We start from the raw sequence: 18,222 nt of genomic DNA on the forward strand, positions 1-18,222 counted from the left end.
CCAAACAACGGCAGCGAAAAAATTGCGACGGAAAATTATCGAGCTTTTAACTTCGTCTGAGTGTTCTTCGGCCTTATTCGAAAATGCTAACGCTTCAGATGGGGCGTCCCTTCCCCTCCAAAGCTAGCTGGCCGTCCATGGCCAGCTCACGTCATTTTCTTCAACGACCTCAAGTTCAGAGTTGAATTTTGGCATTTCAAGCTGAGGTATCTCATTTATGGACAGACATTAGCTTAAGGGACAAGTTTTGAACCCTCCCCCTAATTCTAAGACGCCTGTAAACGCGGGTTGTACGAGTATTGGATTAGTTAATTGTTACACTAAACTGTTGTTTTTTATCATCAGAAAAATGATGTCAGCCTCAAATGCTAAAGCTTAATCATAGTTATAGGGTCATAGTTTCTTGTTAGTAATTTCGAGATCGAACTCTGATCCAGTCATTTCTAAGTTTTCAAAAATACTCCATTTCGTAAGATATTTGAAATTTGCTGACACTCTATTGTCCACTTTAACAACTTCTAACTCGCCAGTTAACGTAATAACCTTCTTATCAACGTGAGCGCTAGCGATTATTGGATAAAGTTCTTCACTTACAGTAAATGAGACACTAATTTCTCTATCATGATACTTAGTCCTCAGCTTTGCGCGACCTAAGTCATCATCGTAACTTCTATGTAAATCAGCTATTTCTCCTGAAAGTTGTATACTCTTTTCAGTTTTTTTATCTTTCAATGCTTCTCGATAGTCGACGATCTTTTGGACATTTCGAGAATAAAATGAAATAGGATCTTTATATTTGACATCTATAAATTCCTTTGACGACCAATTAACTTTAATTTCAATATCCCGATGAGATTTAAAACCAAATATCTCTATAAGTGCATCGCAATCTTTTTTGTCTATACCTAACTCTAGTAACTTCTGAGTAATTAGTTCAATTTCATATTCTTGTTCAAATATGGCAGATACTTTCGCCAACTTAGTATAGAACAACTTGTTGATCATACGCCCCAACGATGAACTACTATCAAACAGTTCAGACTCTTCTGTATTTACGCGATACAAGGGGGAATGTATCGCAACAACATAACTGCCTATTTGTGTTTGCCCCATACAAATATGGCTGTAATAACTGCCTAAGTGCTTATTCTTATCTTTGAATTTTTTAATTTTGATTGAACAATATTTAAGTAATTTATATGACGAAGACAGGAGATTCATGCCATCTTCAAATGGAATTGAGCCATTTTGAACATCATCGGCAGTTGCTCTAACCATTATGGCATCATAGTCTAAAGGAGATATTTGCTTCACCAAAGTATCGTGGGTCACTTTTAAGTATTCTGACACTTCCTCTAAGGTATCTAGTAGAAGAGAACTATAGCGCTTATGCTCTTGATTCAGTGGCAATGTAACTTCAGAGTTTGGAAACTTATGACTATGCCAGATCTGAAATGTTCCTCTAAGTTCTGATGCTTTATACCATCCGTTTTCTGCAAGATATTTAGTCACATCGATTAAAGATAGTTGCATACTCATATCATTAATCCTCTCGCACTGTGTTGTTTCATTAATTCAATCAGCGTGAGATTGTTAAAAGCTTGAGAAAAAGGAATTTTAACAGTTACGCTCGTCTTGTTGCTCATTTCGGGTGCTTTTTCGAGACTTACCCAATATCCGGAAAACCTAATGTTAGATTGAAGTGCCGAATACTGAACCCATTCATTATTGTCTTCAGGGCAAAAAACAACAATTAAGATCTTTGGTAGATCTTCTATCCCCCTTAAATCGTTATAGTTTTTAATAGGCAATGGAAAGCTAAGTTCTTGCTTATTCATATCTATATAGTTGTAGTTAGAAGTACATTTTAACTGCGCCAAAATCCTTGGTTTTTTCCATCTACCTTGGAAACCTTTACCAATGAGCTCTATATCGATGCTTTCATTATCCGTCTTTGACTCACTGTAATTAATTTTTGCCGCTGCACACATTAATTTTACGTAAGCAGAACTAAAACGCTCTTGGGCATCAGTGATATGTAAACCGTAATTAGATGGAAGTATAGTCAAATTTTGTTCAAATCCAGTTGATGATTCATTTTCCATTATTAGTCTCAAATCCATTTTTTGGAGCGTCCGGCATTTAACTTTACTTAGGTACATATCTCCTCATTATGAAGAGACAAAATTTGTTGGCTAGAAATCGCTAAGAAAGGGCAAACAGCAACTGTTATGGTCGTTTTTAACGACTCGTTAAGTGAACTGTTTACCATTGATAAAAGAATTCAGCTCCGTGATTAAACCTGAACCATCCTCAATCGATACAAAGGATGCATATTTATTTAGAGTTTCTCGCAATTCTTCCAACTCGAAGGGATTTTCTGGTTGTTTAATAAAGACTGAAACCAGTTCATATGCGCCCGTATCAGTAGTACTAGTCACGATATATTCATTATCACTAATTTTAGGGAGCAATGAGCTTAAATTTAAAATCTTGTCACCCGAAGTTAACTTAGCATCGTATACTATTGTCAATATAGTTTTAGTATATGGAACATTCTCTTGTTCATCATTTGATTCAGAATATTTATATTCAACTACGTACTGCCCTTTAGGAAATGATTCTTTTCTCCATTGATTTCACAACAAAACTAGGTGAGGAAACATTCGTAACAACAAAGGAGATACTATTACTCAGGCTTATAGACAGCAAGTTTACACTCGAAGCAGACTTTAACCACCTTAATAGCTTTGCACGACTACTTTTTTTTTCAAACATCCGATTCACCTGATAGTTTATTTAATGGCTCACCCGATAAAATCGACTGTCTAATTTATTGATTAATACCATACTACATCCCCTATTTCTTTAATGTAAAGCGATAAAACATCAAAAATAAATCAACATTGCGACTTTAGTTTTACTCAACGTGTTGTTTGATTTATTTCTATACACCCAGCGAGCTCATTTAAGTATGTTTCTGAGAGTACAGTTTTAGTAACGTAGTTTTGCTGTTTTTAGTAGCGAATGAATACATCTAGATGGTAATAATGAAATAGCACACGCTGAATACACTGGAGATTACTTGGCAATGGACAGCTTAATCATTAAATAGTAACAAGTTTTGGGGCAAAAACGAGTTTCATGCTTTGCTTGTAATTGGTTGATTCAACTCTTAACTTGAGGCCGTTGAAGAAAATGACGTGAGCTGGCCATGGACGGCCAGCTAGCTTTGGAGGGGAAGGGACGCCCCATCTGAAGCGTTAGCATTTTCGAATAAGGCCGAGGCTGGCTACAAACGAGTTCAAAAGCTCGATAATTTTCCGTCGTAATTTTTTCGCTGCTGTTGTTTGGTTAAAAAGCGAAAATGTTGCCGGAACGGCAGGGGTGATCCAAGAGGGGATTGCTGTTGATCCCCTCTCGGCCTGTGCAGGGTGGAACCTTGCGATCCTATTTCAAACGAAGTTTGAACATTTTATGGCTGTCGCCACTTTGTCGCCATTAGGCAAAGAAAAAGGGCTTAGCATTGCTGCTAAGCCCTTTCGGTAATTGGTGGAGGCGGCGGGACTTGAACCCGCGTCCAGAAAGCCTACATCCTCGGCGCTACATGTTTAGTCTCTCTTTTATTTAACCAAGCAGTCTCCGAAAGACAGGATGCTACTTGGTGAGTCCGGTACTGTTTCGCGGTTCACCCCCGGACGGAGTTCCCTCGCTAGCACACTGTAATATGACCATCATGATCCACTGTCCACGTGCGAAACGTGTGGGTGATGGCTAGCTAGCCTAAGCTGCTAGAGAGTAGTTAGAGTCGTTTGCAACTATAACGGTGCGGCTTTTTACGAGGCCAACCGCCCCTCGACATGCTCCTTGGGTTTCGTGAATCCTGTCGAATCCAGAATCGCCCCCAATTGAGTTAACTATAACGCTTTGTTAGATGAATACCTAGTATCGATTAACAAAATATAATCGTTTGTTCACTATCTGTTCGTTATAGGCCTATGTTCAATAACAACTTATCAGTTCTAATTGGTTTCTGCGGCCTATTAACGCTATTAAGCACTTTCTTTGTCTTTTTTCATTACACGGGCTTTTTCAATTTTCCACTCGCGTTCTTTGGTATCTTCACGTTTGTCGTGATCTTTCTTACCTTTACCTAAGCCAATTTCGACTTTTACCCAGGCGCCTTTGCGCCAGTACATTGATAAAGGAATTAACGTATAGCCTTGGCGTTCGATTAAGCCAGATAGTTTGTCAATTTCACTGCGCTTTAATAGCAGCTTTTTAGTTCTAATTGGATCGCATATTACATGGGTAGAAGCGGTATTCAGTGGTTGAATAGTACAACCATGCATAAAGGCTTCACCCTCTTTAATATAGACATAACAATCAGATAAATTGACTTTACCCATACGGATAGATTTAACTTCCCAGCCCATAAGTTGTAATCCCGCTTCGATTTTGTCTTCGATGCGGTATTCAAAGGTCGCGCGTTTATTGCGTGCGATGCTCGCTGAGGTGTTTGCTGATTTCTTTTTTACCATGATTATTACCGTTCTGATTGCCGTTATTGACCTGAAGGATGGTGCTGGACAACCCGCAGTGAGCCCATTTGATAAACTCTATTATGCTAATACTATTCTCTAATAGATATGGGGGAGATTTATGATATTACAACGATTATACCCAGTTTCTTGGTGATTGTGTTATTTCCAACGAGATTTAACACTCTCTAAGATGCCTTTTTTGTTTAACGTGATAAAATCTCGCTATTGTATTAAGGATAGTGACGTCAGATGCCCAAGATTTCCAAAAGTATGCTGGTTAGATTTAGTGCCTTACAGATGTATGATTTAGTCAATGATGTTGAGTCATATCATGCTTTTCTCCCCGGATGTGTCGGCGGAAAAGTGCTTGAATTTGATGGTACAACCATGGTGGCATCGGTTGATGTTAGTAAAGCTGGGATCAGTAAAACGTTTACCACGCGTAATCAAGTTGTCCAAGGCAAATCGATTTCACTTGAATTGGAAAATGGCCCTTTTAAATATATGCATGGCTTGTGGAAATTTACTGAGCTGACCGAAGAAGCTTGTAAAGTTGAGTTTGATTTGGATTTTGAATTTTCAAACCTACTAGTTGATATGGCGTTTGGTAAGGTATTTAAAGATTTAATGTCGTCGATGGTGATGGCATTTACCGAAAGGGCAAAGGTGATTTATCGTGATTAATGAAACAGAAAAATTTCCGGTAGATGTCATTTATGCATTACCAAAACAACAGAAGATTATTTCAGTGATGGTGTCGCCTGGAACCACATTTATTGAAGCGGTTAAGCAAAGTGACATTATTAAGTTTTTCCCTGAGATTAACCTTGAAGAGGTTAAACTTGGGGTGTTTAGCCGCCAGGCTAAGCATGATGAAGTGCTTGTTGTTGGTCAGCGTGTTGAAATTTATCGCCCGTTAATTGCAGATCCTAAAGATGTACGCCGTAAGCGCGCTGAAAAAGCCAAAGATGAAGGCCGGATTAATAAAATTACTGGTGCCAAAGTTAATTAGTATCAACCTTGGGTAATTCATCCAACTTGGATTAATAAGCCAATACCCACATGTGGCGATATAATAAAAAAGCAGGGCCTTTATTAAGGTCCTGCTTTTTTATTGGCATAAATCACATGTAATAGGTAATTTATGGTGCTTCGTTATCATTTTCAGCTTGATTCTTTAACGCTGGGCGTTGCTCTTCAACCAAAGGTTTCGCATCAGGGCGAGCTTCTGGTAATAAAGGCTTAAGATCAGGGTCATTAATCGATGGCAACGAGCTTTGATCAAGCGGAGTTTCAAATTCTGTGCTTAAGTCATAATCCCCATCAACACTGGAAATTTTATCACCAGTAAAGTGAATGATTAACTCTTTATGGGTAATGCTGGCATCTCGACCACTTTTGAAATGATACACATAATACCAAGTGTCATCGGAGAAGCTGTCACGCAATACTGGGCGACCTAAAATATATTCTGCTTGCTCTTTAGTCATGTCGACACGAAGCTTTTCGACTTGCTGTGTTTCCATGTAGTTGCCTTGTGGCACGTCTGGCTTATAAATCAACCAATCAAACACACTGCATCCGCTAAGAGATAATGAAAGCGCTACTGCGCTTACAAGGGTAAGACTTTGTTTTTTGTTTATCATTGTCTGCGCTACTTCCTAAATTCTGTCGGTCATCATACCCAAGCAGTCCCTATGCTGACAAGGGTCTATTAGAAGATGTTGTGGTTTTGAGTCAATTTAGCGGTTGAAGTTCCATTTTCTCCGATAAATAAATGTAGAGTAAATTTTAATTTACATTTAACGTTGAGCCAAAAATGTTGATAGAATGTTGCTCAACTTATGATTTAGAGGCCCTAGATAACATTTAGTAATGTCAATCGCTAATAATATATAAGTCACTGATAATTTTATTTTATGCTTTTATTTTGCATTATAATTATTTCAAAATAAGAAACCATGATGACGAGACAACAATCACCAATAGCAACATTAACTAGAGCAAAAAAAGGCAACCTTGTTTGTGTTGGAACGGGATTACAACTAGCAGGGCAAATAGGCGCATTAAGTTTGAGTTATATAGAGCATGCTGATGTGGTTTTTTCGTTAGTGCCCGATGGTTTTTCAGAACGTTGGTTAATGTCGCTTAATACTGATGTTCGCTCACTTCAGCCTTATTATGCTCAACACGATGAGGTAAAAAATCGTCGTGATACTTATGCCGAAATGGTTGATGCTATTTTAGATGAAGTTCGCCTAGGTAAATTAGGGCCTGTTGATCTTTCAAGGTTATTTTTGCAGCGAATTGTTGGCCATTTGTACAAGGCAGAGACTTTGAGGTGTAGTTATTCTACATAAAAAGTCGATAACACAGTAAAAATGGCCAACAAACGCTGCCCGAAGGGTTCGGCTAAAAACGTTTTACTCTTTGTTGAATGCATTTTGCTTAGATGACTAGGCATCAATCCATTCGCCTCGATTAAAACGTTTTTAACTCGAACAAAATTCAACCAGCAAAGATCAACAGGCCCTAGTCGTATGCGCTTTGTATGGCCATCCTGGGGTATTTGCATGTGTAGGACACTTATCGATTAAACAAGCTCGAACAGAGGGGTTTGACGCTAATATGTTACCTGGAATTTCTGCTGAATCTTGTTTGTGGGCTGATTTAGGTATTGATCCTGGTAATAGTGGCCATCAAAGTTTTGAAGCAACGCAGTTCATGCTTTATCACCATCTGCCGGATCCTACCTCGCATCTTTTACTCTGGCAGATTGCGCTAGCTGGTGAACATACCTTAACTCAATTTAGTAGTACTAGAGATAAATTACAGATTTTGGTTGAACACTTAAATCAATGGTATCCGCTGAATCATGAAGTGATTATATATGAAGCAGCAAATTTGCCATTTCAATCACCAGTGATAGAGCGCATGCCGTTATCTTTATTGCCGGAGGCTAAGCTAACAATGATTAGCACGTTGTTAATTCCTCCAGCACGTCCAATGACGCTTAACCATGAGGTGTTAGCCAAATTAGGCATCGCTGAATCAGATTTTGGCTAAGTATTTTGCATGAATGTGTTAATCAAGAAATAGTGTGTTCAAAATGACTGTAATTATTATCAATCAGTAACGGATGAGTATTATAGGGAGTAAATTGTTCAATACTTATCGACATTAATACTGTTTTTTTGATAAGAACATTTTAATAGGCAATTTTGTGTAGAGATTTGCGATAAAAAAATGGTTATAACATTTTTGTCGACGAACAGACCCAGTAAAGTTAACGTTGTTAAAAAAGATGATCATATTGATGTAAATTTGAGCCGTTAATTACAAATATAATCTAGAATATAAGGTTACGATATGTCTGACATGAATACATTTTTTACTCAGCTTGGAACTGACGCCGCTTTATTGGAAGCATATAAGCTTGATCCTCGCGCTGTAATGAAATCGAATGGATTAACACAAGAAGAGATTGAAGCTGTTATGTCAGGTGATAAAGCACGAGTGAGCCAATTATCTGGTGATAAAGAAATGGCCATGTATATGATTATAAGCAATCCGACAGAGTAATTACTTTTTGCCTAAAATAGTGATGTATTTTTTTATGATCATCGTGCTGCTTTTTAGCCGCGCGGCGATAGCTGACATCGTCGATTATGATAAAGAACTCGACATTATCGAACAATCTTTAAAGACGGATATTGGTTATGTCATTGAAAAAACGAATATCGTATTATCCTCAGAATCGTTACTTTCCATATCACAACATAGTCGCCTGTATAGATTGGTAGGTTCAAAAGATCTTTATTTAGGCCACTTTGTCGAAGCTGATAAAGCTTTCGATGAAGCACTGAAATATGGTCCGGTTGGTGAAGAACTCACAAACATTTATTTACTGAAAATCACTGCAAATATTGGATTAAAAAATTATCAAAAAGCTTTTACTCTGTTAGAGAATAACCTTTCTCGTATAGACAGTTATCAAGATCAAAGTATAAAAATAATGTCATATATCCGCCTGATGAATGTGTATTTACAGCTTGATGCTTATGAGGAAATGCTACGCATAGCACAATTAGCACTGAGTCTAAATCAAGGTGAAGACCCAAAAAGTGAATGTTTTTCGATGTTGTACCATTCAGTTGCTCATTTAAAGCTAGCACACTTTGATCAAGCAGAGACGTTATTTAAAGACACTCAACTTTATTGTAAAAACCATGATTTTCCATTAATTGAGATTATGTCTATTAAGGGACAAGGTAATGTGTTGTTTGATAAAGGGTTGTATGCAGAAGCTGAGCCATTTTATCTTGTAGCGTTAGAGCGCTATCAAAAGTTTAAATTTGCTGTTGAGATCAATGAAATACAGTCTTATTTGAGTTCGATATATTTCCATCTGGGTGATTATCAACAAGCAGATATGTTTGCACAGCTAATTAATGCTTTACCTAATAAGCCTAGTAACATGCAGGTAAAAAAACGTGTTAGTGAAATACTGTCTTTAATTGCGGGTAAACGTGGTCAGTTTGATAAAGCATATCAATATCAAGTTGTTGCCTCTGCACTTGGTCAGCAATTACTGGATGAACAGAAAGTAAAAGAAAATGCTTATCAAATGGCTCGTTTTGATAGCGTTGAAAAAAATCGTGAGAATACCAGTTTGATCCAAGACCATGAACTATTGATGAAACAAAAAGATTTGTTCATGAAAGAAAAAAGTTCATCCATCATGTTTTCAACATTATTAGTCGGGCTTTCTGTTGGTTTATTATTGTTATTGATATCAGCTTGGATGCAACGTAATCAATTTATGAAACAAGCGCAGCGAGATGGATTAACGGGTATTTTTAACCGGCGTACAGGCCAAGAGATGGCTGAAAATGAATTTATTCAAGCACAGACGCTTGGCGAATCTTTCTCAGTAGTGTTGATGGATTTGGATTTATTTAAAAACATTAATGACCAATATGGTCATGCTACCGGTGACTGGGTATTAAAAAAGGTCACCCATGTGATTGACGGTATGCTGAAACCTACTGATATCTTTACCCGAATGGGTGGGGAGGAATTTGCTATTTTTATGCCAAAGCAGACAGAAGAGATCGCCGCAGATTTTGCAGAACGGATCCGCAATGAAATCGCTAATATTAACACTCGTTTCTCTGGCCACGATTTTACTGTGACGGTGAGTTGTGGTGTGAGTAGTGTGGGTAAAGATGATTTGAGCCTTGATCCATTAATTCATCGTGCGGATTTAGCCCTGTATAAAGCCAAGCATAATGGTCGAAATTGCGTAAAATGTTATAACGATACTATGAAGCCGTTATCAGCGCTTACCGGACAATAGTGAATAATCAGTCTAGTGATGGCGACTTATGCCATTGCCGCTAATTGCACGAAAAACTGACACTTCGGTTGTGCCATAAGCCACTTTACTCGGTATACTTCATTAATCGTTCTTAGGCCGTTATCCTGCGTTGTTCTGGTTGATACGCACCCATTACATCTATACTTACAAACCAGCAGTACATTCTCTATACACTGCCATAGCCTCTTATATGTTTGTATACGCCATATTAGCTAGAGGAAAATAGTAAGCTAGAGATGAAATAGGTGAAGTCTTGTCATTTTTGTTTATGTATTTTATCTGGTATCTCAAGTTGCAGTTAAGGGAACCTATTACCCTATGACCTTGTAACAGAGCCTCTGCACCAAATCCGTGTCAAACAAAATCCTATAACTTTTACATTGTGAACGTTAACGTCTAGCCATCCCACGCATTACAGTAGTTACCCCTTGCTCTATTATTTACAGTTTGCGTTTCAGTATGATTTTTGGCGCTCTACAATCGCACAAGTGATGCTTCACCTACTACCTACATCCTGTGAGCTGTGTTCTGCTATTAAGTTTTTGTGACGCTTAACTGCACCATTTTGGTTTTTTATTGTTTCATTTATAAGTTTTTTCAAATTTATTTAAAATAAACCAAGCTACTTGAGCTTGTTGATCGGGTGACGTAACTCACATTTAAAGCGCTTATATAGGCTATTTTCATAACGTTTACGTAAACGTTAGCTTAAAACGGTTGTTTAAACTAATGAGCAAGGAATTACTGTCTAACTATATGTTTATAAATAATAAAATATAATTACGTATAGGTAAGCTAAAAACGTTACTAAATTGTTTAATTCAATAATATAAACCAAAGGTTGGTAAGGAATTGTTTACACTATGTTTTTTAGTTACAACCTTTTTTACCATTTTGGTTTGCTGGTCAATTGGTAAGATGAATTTACGGTGTCAATTTTAAAGCATATACTCTGTTTTATTATATTCTTTTTAAACATGTACTTATGGTTGGTTGTTGCCTGTGGCAATACTAATTTTCGTGTTCTTGTTGCGTATTTTTAAAGTCATTTTGGTAAAGTGATAACGGTTGCAATTACAAACGTTTTTGGTTAGTTTTTAGTGCGAAACAGACATTTGAAAGTTTTTGGTGCAACAGTCAGCTTCATCGTCAATGTCCTGAGTAAGCTATTTAATTAAGTCACTCGAGTTTTAGTTAAGTCAATTGAGTTAATGCGGTAAAAAACATGAGTCGTTAATTAAGTGTTGCGATTCAGTTTGCACCACAATGTGATGCATATGAATGAGCGGTAGTTAACGTTATACCCAGTGAAGCACGACAACCAATATCAATATAGACAGCATTTAGGGAGCCATTATTATGACGGCAGAACAATTAGTCGCTCAGCACTGTAAGTCCACAGCAAATGCTGATGATTCGCTTAAGACCGATCTCACCTTTGTTGGTCCAGTCGTTAGCGGTCAAGAAGAAGTGTTTAATTCTGGCGCCGTGGCTTTCCTTAATTCGTTATGTGCCAAGTTTGTTGATGAAGTGCCAGAGTTGCTTATTAAGCGCAAACAAAAACAGGCTCGAATTGATAGCGGTGAGTTACCCGGTTTTTTACCTGAAACTCGTGCAATACGCGAAGGTAATTGGACTATTCGTGGTATGCCTGAAGACTTAACCGACAGGCGTGTTGAGATTACCGGTCCGGTTGACCGTAAGATGATTATTAATGCCTTAAATGCCAATGTAAAAGTGTTTATGGCCGACTTTGAGGACTCTTTAGCTCCGAGCTGGCAAAAAATTGTCGAGGGTCAAATTAATCTTCGTGATGCCGTGCGTGGTGATATTGATTTTACTGCTCCGGAAACGGGCAAGCATTATTCGTTAAATCCGGATCCTGCAGTGTTAATTGCACGTGTACGTGGTTTGCACCTTATTGAAAAACATATTGAATACAAAGGTAAACCTATCCCTGGTGGGTTAGTTGATTTTGCATTGTACTTTTATCATAACTATCGCCAGCTGCTAGCTAAAGGCTCTGGACCTTACTTTTATCTTCCTAAGTTAGAAAGCCATATTGAAGCGCGTTGGTGGGCAAAAGTGTTTGCCTTTGTCGAAGAACGTTTTTGCTTACAGCCAGGCACAATTAAATGTACTTGTTTAATTGAGACATTACCTGCGGTGTTTGAAATGGAAGAGATCCTTTATGAACTTCGATCAAACATAGTAGCGCTTAATTGTGGCCGTTGGGATTATATTTTTAGCTATATAAAGACCTTAAAGAATTACCCCGATCGTGTGCTACCCGACCGTCAAGCGGTAACGATGGACACTAAGTTTTTAAGTGCCTATTCACGCTTATTGATTAAAACCTGTCATAAACGTGGTGCATTAGCGATGGGTGGAATGGCTGCATTCATTCCAGCCAAAGATGAAGCGACTAACGAACTGGTACTACAAAAGGTTCGTGGCGATAAAGAGTTAGAAGCTCGTAATGGCCATGATGGTACTTGGGTAGCTCATCCGGGTTTAGCCAACACAGCGATGAAAATTTTTAATGATTACATTGGTGGTGATAGAACCAACCAATTGCATATTACCCGCGATGTAGATGCACCTATTTTAGCAAGTGAGTTACTTGAACCTTGTGAAGGCGAGCGAACTGAAGCGGGCATGCGGTTGAATATTCGAATTGCTTTGCAATATATCGAAGCATGGATTCAGGGCAATGGTTGCGTACCGATTTACGGTTTGATGGAAGATGCTGCCACAGCAGAAATATCGCGTACTTCTATTTGGCAATGGATCCAACATGGTAAAAGCCTATCCAATGGCAAGCTTGTCACTAAAGCATTATTTACAGACATGTTGAAAGAAGAAATGGCCAATGTGAAAAAGGAACTTGGTGCTGAACGTTTTAATGCAGGCCAGTTCGCCAAGGCATCTGCGTTATTTGAGCAAATTACTACCTCAGATGAGTTAGTCGATTTCTTAACATTACCCGGATATGAACTGTTAACGGCTTAATGTCTAATAACAGAGTATTAATGACAACACTACTGAATTAGGCAAAGTTGAACGATTCACTTTTCCACCCTAATATCTGAAGGCGCGACACAATGACTACACAGCTAACTCGTCAGCAACAGGTTGATGTCATTAAGAAAGATTGGGCTGAAAATCCACGTTGGAAAGCGGTTAAGCGTCCTTTTACAGCTGAAGAAGTTGTTGCATTACGCGGTTCTGTTGTACCAGAAAACACTATAGCTAAACTGGGTGCTGCAAGATTGTGGGAACTGGTTAACGGCGGCGCTAAAAAAGGCTATGTGAACTCTTTAGGTGCGTTAACAGGTGGTCAAGCAGTACAACAAGTAAAAGCGGGGATTGAAGCTATTTACTTATCAGGCAGGCAGGTAGCAGCTGACGCTAACTTAGCGGGTACTATGTATCCAGATCAATCACTTTACCCAGCCAACTCAGTGCCAGCAATCGTTAGCCGTATTAATAATTCATTCCGTCGTGCAGACCAGATTCAATGGAGCAAAGAAGTAAATCCTGGTGATGACAATTACACTGACTATTTTCTACCTATCGTTGCCGATGCAGAAGCCGGTTTTGGTGGCGTACTGAATGCATTTTAACTAATGAAGTCAATGATTGATGCCGGCGCTGCAGGCGTTCACTTTGAAGACCCATTAGCGTCTGTTAAAAAGTGTGGCCACATGGGCGATAAAGTTTTAGTTCCAACCCAAGAAGCAGTACAAAAGTTAGTTGCTGCACGTTTAGCGGCAGATGTTAGTGGTGTGGATACCTTGGTTATTGCCCGTACAGATGCTAATGCTGCTGATTTAATAACTTCAGATTGTGATGAATATGACCGTGAGTTTGTTACTGGTGAACGTACTAACGAAGGTTTCTACCGTGTTAGAGCTGGTTTAGACCAAGCTATTTCTCGTGGTCTTGCTTACGCTCCTTATGCTGATTTAATTTGGTGTGAAACCGCTAAACCTTGTCTTGAAGAAGCGAAGAAATTTGCTGATGCCATTCATGCACAGTAGCCAGATCAACTTCTTGCTTATAACTGTTCACCTTCGTTCAACTGGAAGAAGAACTTGGATGACGTTACGATTGCTAAGTTCCAGCAAGAGTTGTCAAACATGGGCTACAAGTACCAGTTCATCACGTTAGCAGGCATTCATAACATGTGGTACAACATGTTCGATTTAGCTTATGACTATGCACGTGGCGAAGGCATGAAGCACTATGTTGAAAAAGTACAAGAACTTGAATTTGCTGCGGCTAAGAAAGGTTATACTTTCGTATCGCATCAGCAAGAAGTGGGTACAGGTTACTTTGACCAAGTAACAACGTGTATTCAAGGCGTAAAATCGTCAGTAACAGCGCTAACGGGTTCTACTGAAGAAGAACAGTTTTAATCGTTAGTCTCAACCGTTTTACATGTTTAGTCACTTTGTGACTGTTGTAACCCCGTGCAGCTCACCTACAGGCAGCACGGGATTTTTATCCAAGTATGTTGGATTATAAGCAAATGCTTAGTAGTTGATCCTGATTGTTTGGGTGCTTCCTACCCGTAAGCTTTTCCAACCACATTATTTGTGATTGCGGCTCCTTGTGAGCCGTTTTTTTTATTTATTTTTTATGTCCTTTTTATAACATGACCTTTTCCCCTCTCAGGCGCCACGCATGATGTGGATCCGCCTCCCATTACTATTAATAAAAACATTCGTAATCTCTAAATAAACGTGATGCCGTTAGGAATGTAAAATGTCATTTGTGACACTTACTAACATCAATATGGTTAATTCATATAGCCTATATCGGCGCAAGGTAGAGAGTGTTGTTATTATATGTTGATACGTGAGCTAGCTTGGGCTAAAGACAATATCTGCAAGACACTGTGATGAAACTGAGTATACTAAAAACAACATTTGTTACACTTAGGTTAATCTTGAAGACGATGACTCAGCAAAAGGGAGCAGATTACTGGACCAAGCGTATCAGTGATCAAGAAATGCCTGCATTATGTTCAACTGTACGAGATTTAGAGCAGCTGGCAAAAGATGATGTCTCTTCGTTAGCTTTACTCGGGCGTAGTGTGATGCACGATAACGCATTAACTTCGCGTATTTTACGCGTCGCCAACAGTGCTATTTATAATAAAGGCATTAATCAAGTATCAACCGTTAGCCGTGCTGCTGTGGTACTTGGTTTTGATACTATCCGCAATATTTGCCTTACCGCTAAATTACTTACCAGCTTGCTAGAAAATAAGCATCTTTCAGAGGGGGTTTACCAGCGTTTATTAAAGCTGATGGCACAGTCATTTCAAGCGGCTATGTTGGCTCGAATGATGATGAGCGACAAGGGGGAATCATTGCGTGAAGAAGTCTTTATTGCCTCATTACTGTACCGCATCGGTGAAAGTGCATTTTGGAGTATGGGTGGTGAGTTGACCGAACAACTGGATAAAAAATTACTCAAAATAGAGGATAAAATCACACAAAACTCATTGATCCGTGCTGAACTTGGCACCTCCTTTGTTCAACTCACCCAGAGTATTGCTAGGAGTTGGGGTTTAGGTGAAGTATTGCTTAAGTCTTTAGCGCAACCTGATGAGCGCATGCCTGAGATCCGTTGTATTTTTTTAGCCGACAAGTTGTCAGAGATTATTTCACAACCCAAAGTTAATGCCGAAGAGTTACATAAGCGCTTATCCCAAGCAGCAGAGATGTTAGACATCAGTGTCGATGAGTTTACTGAAAAATTTATTGGTTGCAGCGAAATTACTCATAAGTTGGCCATTGAGTATGGTGCCAAAGCGATCGTGACTTATTTGCCTCATACAGCAGATGTATTAGAACATATTGATTCGCCGATTGAGCCTACCGAAATACGGCAAACTAACCAAGGTTATCAGCTGAGTAAACTGAGACAATTAACTCATTATGCGGTGGTTAAAACTGATTTTAATCACATCATGCACACAACATTAGAGGGGATGTTAACGGGAGTTGGCTTAGACCGTTGTGGTGTGTTGTTACTATCACCGAGCCGTAAATTATTACAACCAAGAGTGATGATGGGAGATGGTGCTGAGTTATTAAAACAAGCTTTTGTGATTGAGCTTGATGATCCTCAATCGGTCTTCACTCAGTGTATAGGACAAAAAAAGAGCCTTTGGGTGAATGCCCCAACCAGTAATGAATGCAAAGTGCAAATAGATGATGAGCTAGTTGAACGCTTTTCTCAAAATGGTTTTCTATTAGCACCGCTGTGTATAGGCCATAAAGTATTAGGGTTGTTTTATGCAGATAGGCAAGGGTCTGGACGTCATTTTGAGCAACAAGACTTTGACAGTTTTACTCACTTTAGTGAACTAGCCAATGTATGTTTTAAGGTATCAATGACATAGAACGATTATTAAATATCGAATAATTATGGACCAGCTCTTAAAATTAAAAGTAGATTTGGCTCATAGGGTGGTCATCGTACTCGACAATGGCCACCTATCAGTTAACTGCTATTGCATTATTAAGCTGGTAATTCGTTTGGCTTTATCGTTTGGAATGGGGAAGCTCAAATGGTATTGCGCTATTTTCCAACCTTCCGCAGTTTGCACTAGTGCACCAGTACCCCGACTGATGCCGTATTCTGGACTATAAAGTAGCTCGTCAAATACAATGGTATCGTCAATTTGTAACAAGTGACGAGATTTCACATCGTAGCGCCACCCTTGAGTCGGTTTGGCATAACCCTCAAATTCAACCATATTCCAACGCTCTGACTGATCGGTACCGATAAACACTGCTTGTGGGTGATAAAGGCTAAAATAAGTCGCCCAATCAGCAGCCGCTGCGCTTTCATGTAATTGATTTAAAAGGGAACTTACGGTTTGGCTGTCTTTTTCTGATAAACCTTGGCTATCAATTATTTCATGTGACTGGCTAATATCTTTAATGACAGCTTCGCTTTCTGAGCTTATTTGTTGGCTTACCTGCTTGCTCTTTGGTTCAGTTTGGCTTTGACCAAGAGTTGTCTCATCGGCTTCTGTGGCGTGTAAGTCAAACGCTGCCACGGTGGTCATTAACACGGCAATAAATCCGAGTCGGTGAATAATTGATTGCATAGTATCCCTTTTTATATGGTGAATTATTATTATGATTTTTGGTGTTGATTATGTCACTAATGCCAATTTATGGGGTCTAGCTGATAAAACTGGCTTAATTCTTTATACAATTGTTGATGCTGTTGGTAAAACTCCGTTGGGCGTTCAAAAAACGTTTCACTTATCACCGCAAAAAACTCTGCTGGATTCGTTGCGCCGTAATAGTTGAATAATGACGGGATATGATGTTGAGCGCAATGCTGAAGTTGCTTAAATTCTTGTCCCAATATGTCAGACCATGAACGATATGAAGTGATATCACGCAGCGGCGGTGCTCCATTAGCACTACCATCTTCTTGATCAAGCTGGTGAGCAAATTCATGGATGACCACATTACTGCCATCAAACGGGTCGGCTGCGCCTTCTACTGTACTATTCCATGATAAAACAACTTTACCATATTCCCAAGATTCCCCCAGTAATACATTACGTTGGGACGATTGTACACCAGCGATATCTGTTCTGTTTTGCTTAACAATAAACGCGCTCGGGTAGACTAATATTTGTGTTAACTTGGGATAATAGTTGGTTTTGCGGTTGAGTAGTAATAAGCAAGCTTGGGCTGCGATGGTGACCTTCACTTCGTCATTAATCTCGAATCCGTCACAACCGACAAACTGTTTTTCATCAATAAATATTTGAATATGTTTTTTGAGTTGAAGCTGCAAGTCAGTCGGCATGGCTTTAAAATAAGGAAATCGCTTTTTTAATATGTTACGCCACAGTGTCGGGAATGGCTGACGGCTGACTATGTTGCGTTGTCGGTTGAGACGCCATTGGCTACTAGTAATCCATCCCACAGCGGTCATAGATATAATGAGCAATATTATAATCGCAATCATAGATGTGTCCTGATAGTTCAAAGAGGGCGATAAGATTGCAATCCCAACCTTATGTATAAGTTTATAAGTTTGAGCATGAATCAGTCATTTTTTCGATAGCTGTTTTCATTACATAAGAGATTAATGGGGTAGTTTGTAAACAAATTCAAGCTTTGGTGAAAACTAAATAGCAGCGGCAAGTGTTATTTTAGCCTGTTTATATTGTTGGTTAAACTTTAGGGTAACTAAAAGCACTGGCTAGCCAATATTAATATCATATTGGCTGCCAGTGAAAGGGCGGGGATA

Annotated in this window: 13 protein-coding genes, 1 other RNA gene and 2 pseudogenes; 9 read left to right on the forward strand and 7 right to left on the reverse strand. The window is 38.9% G+C overall.

Going from position 1 to position 18,222, the window contains the following annotated elements; translation table 11 throughout:
* Positions 1-393 precede the first annotated feature (393 nt).
* The 4 genes from EGC82_RS07165 to smpB all read right to left on the reverse strand — a co-directional run bounded on the left by EGC82_RS07165 (position 394) and on the right by smpB (position 4,541).
* Positions 394-1,539, reverse strand: coding sequence for a hypothetical protein (locus EGC82_RS07165; protein ID WP_124730156.1), 1,146 nt, complete (start codon positions 1,537-1,539; stop codon positions 394-396).
* A complete protein-coding gene (locus tag EGC82_RS07170; protein ID WP_164839105.1) occupies positions 1,536-2,105 on the reverse strand; it encodes a DUF4365 domain-containing protein in 570 nt (189 codons plus the stop codon). Before EGC82_RS07170 ends, EGC82_RS07165 begins: the two co-directional genes overlap by 4 nt.
* A 1,445-nt stretch (positions 2,106-3,550) precedes the next feature.
* Positions 3,551-3,906: a transfer-messenger RNA gene (gene ssrA, locus EGC82_RS07180) on the reverse strand.
* Positions 3,907-4,052: 146 nt separating this feature from the next.
* On the reverse strand, positions 4,053-4,541 hold the full coding sequence (gene smpB, locus EGC82_RS07185; RefSeq protein ID WP_124730158.1) for an SsrA-binding protein SmpB: 489 nt from the start codon (positions 4,539-4,541) through the stop codon (positions 4,053-4,055).
* 252 nt (positions 4,542-4,793) lie between these two features.
* Here smpB and EGC82_RS07190 point away from each other — a divergent pair, with 252 nt between their 5' ends.
* Together EGC82_RS07190 and EGC82_RS07195 are read left to right on the forward strand one after the other, a co-directional pair.
* A complete protein-coding gene (locus EGC82_RS07190; protein ID WP_124730159.1) occupies positions 4,794-5,228 on the forward strand; it encodes an SRPBCC family protein in 435 nt (144 codons plus the stop codon).
* Complete coding sequence (locus EGC82_RS07195) at positions 5,221-5,556, forward strand: RnfH family protein (RefSeq protein WP_124730160.1); 336 nt, start codon at positions 5,221-5,223, stop codon at positions 5,554-5,556. Before EGC82_RS07190 ends, EGC82_RS07195 begins: the two co-directional genes overlap by 8 nt.
* A gap of 130 nt (positions 5,557-5,686) precedes the next feature.
* On the opposite strand, the gene EGC82_RS07200 is transcribed toward EGC82_RS07195, so the two are convergent.
* Positions 5,687-6,190: an outer membrane protein assembly factor BamE gene (locus tag EGC82_RS07200; protein WP_124730161.1), complete on the reverse strand. Its 504-nt coding sequence runs from the start codon at positions 6,188-6,190 to the stop codon at positions 5,687-5,689.
* Between the two features lie 315 nt (positions 6,191-6,505).
* Between EGC82_RS07200 and EGC82_RS07205 the strand changes: the two genes are divergently transcribed.
* From EGC82_RS07205 to EGC82_RS07240, 7 genes and pseudogenes are all read left to right on the forward strand, one after another.
* On the forward strand, positions 6,506-6,904 hold the full coding sequence (locus EGC82_RS07205; RefSeq protein WP_415837553.1) for an SAM-dependent methyltransferase: 399 nt from the start codon (positions 6,506-6,508) through the stop codon (positions 6,902-6,904).
* A gap of 178 nt (positions 6,905-7,082) precedes the next feature.
* Positions 7,083-7,610 (forward strand): annotated as a pseudogene (locus EGC82_RS07215) (SAM-dependent methyltransferase); the annotation flags it as partial.
* 303 nt (positions 7,611-7,913) lie between these two features.
* The gene (locus tag EGC82_RS07220; RefSeq protein WP_124730162.1) at positions 7,914-8,126 is read left to right on the forward strand and encodes a hypothetical protein; all 213 of its coding nucleotides are present in this window, start codon (positions 7,914-7,916) and stop codon (positions 8,124-8,126) included.
* 34 nt (positions 8,127-8,160) lie between these two features.
* On the forward strand, positions 8,161-9,903 hold the full coding sequence (locus EGC82_RS07225; RefSeq protein ID WP_164839106.1) for a tetratricopeptide repeat-containing diguanylate cyclase: 1,743 nt from the start codon (positions 8,161-8,163) through the stop codon (positions 9,901-9,903).
* A gap of 1,380 nt (positions 9,904-11,283) precedes the next feature.
* The gene (aceB, locus tag EGC82_RS07230) at positions 11,284-12,936 is read left to right on the forward strand and encodes a malate synthase A (protein ID WP_124730164.1); all 1,653 of its coding nucleotides are present in this window, start codon (positions 11,284-11,286) and stop codon (positions 12,934-12,936) included.
* 92 nt (positions 12,937-13,028) lie between these two features.
* A pseudogene (aceA, locus tag EGC82_RS07235) lies at positions 13,029-14,345 on the forward strand (isocitrate lyase).
* A gap of 542 nt (positions 14,346-14,887) precedes the next feature.
* Positions 14,888-16,342, forward strand: a complete 1,455-nt coding sequence (locus EGC82_RS07240; RefSeq protein WP_124732582.1) for an HDOD domain-containing protein — start codon at positions 14,888-14,890, stop codon at positions 16,340-16,342.
* A 108-nt stretch (positions 16,343-16,450) separates the two neighbouring features.
* On the opposite strand, the gene EGC82_RS07245 is transcribed toward EGC82_RS07240, so the two are convergent.
* Both EGC82_RS07245 and EGC82_RS07250 read right to left on the reverse strand, forming a co-directional pair.
* Positions 16,451-17,056: a nuclear transport factor 2 family protein gene (locus EGC82_RS07245; protein WP_124730165.1), complete on the reverse strand. Its 606-nt coding sequence runs from the start codon at positions 17,054-17,056 to the stop codon at positions 16,451-16,453.
* A 56-nt stretch (positions 17,057-17,112) separates the two neighbouring features.
* Positions 17,113-17,937 (reverse strand): M90 family metallopeptidase, encoded by an 825-nt coding sequence (locus EGC82_RS07250; protein ID WP_124730166.1) that lies wholly within the window; start codon positions 17,935-17,937, stop codon positions 17,113-17,115.
* Positions 17,938-18,222: the final 285 nt, after the last annotated feature.

The organism is Shewanella livingstonensis (assembly GCF_003855395.1).
Classification (GTDB): Bacteria; Pseudomonadota; Gammaproteobacteria; order Enterobacterales; family Shewanellaceae; genus Shewanella; species Shewanella livingstonensis.

Excerpts from the sequence above, each read along its gene's own strand:
- EGC82_RS07165 (WP_124730156.1), bottom strand. The coding sequence starts at position 1,539 with ATGAGTATGCAACTATCTTTAATCGATGTGACTAAATATCTTGCAGAA.
- EGC82_RS07170 (WP_164839105.1), bottom strand. The coding sequence starts at position 2,105 with ATGGAAAATGAATCATCAACTGGATTTGAACAAAATTTGACTATACTT.
- smpB (WP_124730158.1), bottom strand. The coding sequence starts at position 4,541 with ATGGTAAAAAAGAAATCAGCAAACACCTCAGCGAGCATCGCACGCAAT.
- EGC82_RS07190 (WP_124730159.1), top strand. The coding sequence starts at position 4,794 with ATGCCCAAGATTTCCAAAAGTATGCTGGTTAGATTTAGTGCCTTACAG.
- EGC82_RS07200 (WP_124730161.1), bottom strand. The coding sequence starts at position 6,190 with ATGATAAACAAAAAACAAAGTCTTACCCTTGTAAGCGCAGTAGCGCTT.
- EGC82_RS07205 (WP_415837553.1), top strand. The coding sequence starts at position 6,506 with ATGATGACGAGACAACAATCACCAATAGCAACATTAACTAGAGCAAAA.
- EGC82_RS07220 (WP_124730162.1), top strand. The coding sequence starts at position 7,914 with ATGTCTGACATGAATACATTTTTTACTCAGCTTGGAACTGACGCCGCT.
- EGC82_RS07225 (WP_164839106.1), top strand. The coding sequence starts at position 8,161 with ATGATCATCGTGCTGCTTTTTAGCCGCGCGGCGATAGCTGACATCGTC.
- aceB (WP_124730164.1), top strand. The coding sequence starts at position 11,284 with ATGACGGCAGAACAATTAGTCGCTCAGCACTGTAAGTCCACAGCAAAT.
- EGC82_RS07240 (WP_124732582.1), top strand. The coding sequence starts at position 14,888 with ATGACTCAGCAAAAGGGAGCAGATTACTGGACCAAGCGTATCAGTGAT.
- EGC82_RS07245 (WP_124730165.1), bottom strand. The coding sequence starts at position 17,056 with ATGCAATCAATTATTCACCGACTCGGATTTATTGCCGTGTTAATGACC.
- EGC82_RS07250 (WP_124730166.1), bottom strand. The coding sequence starts at position 17,937 with ATGATTGCGATTATAATATTGCTCATTATATCTATGACCGCTGTGGGA.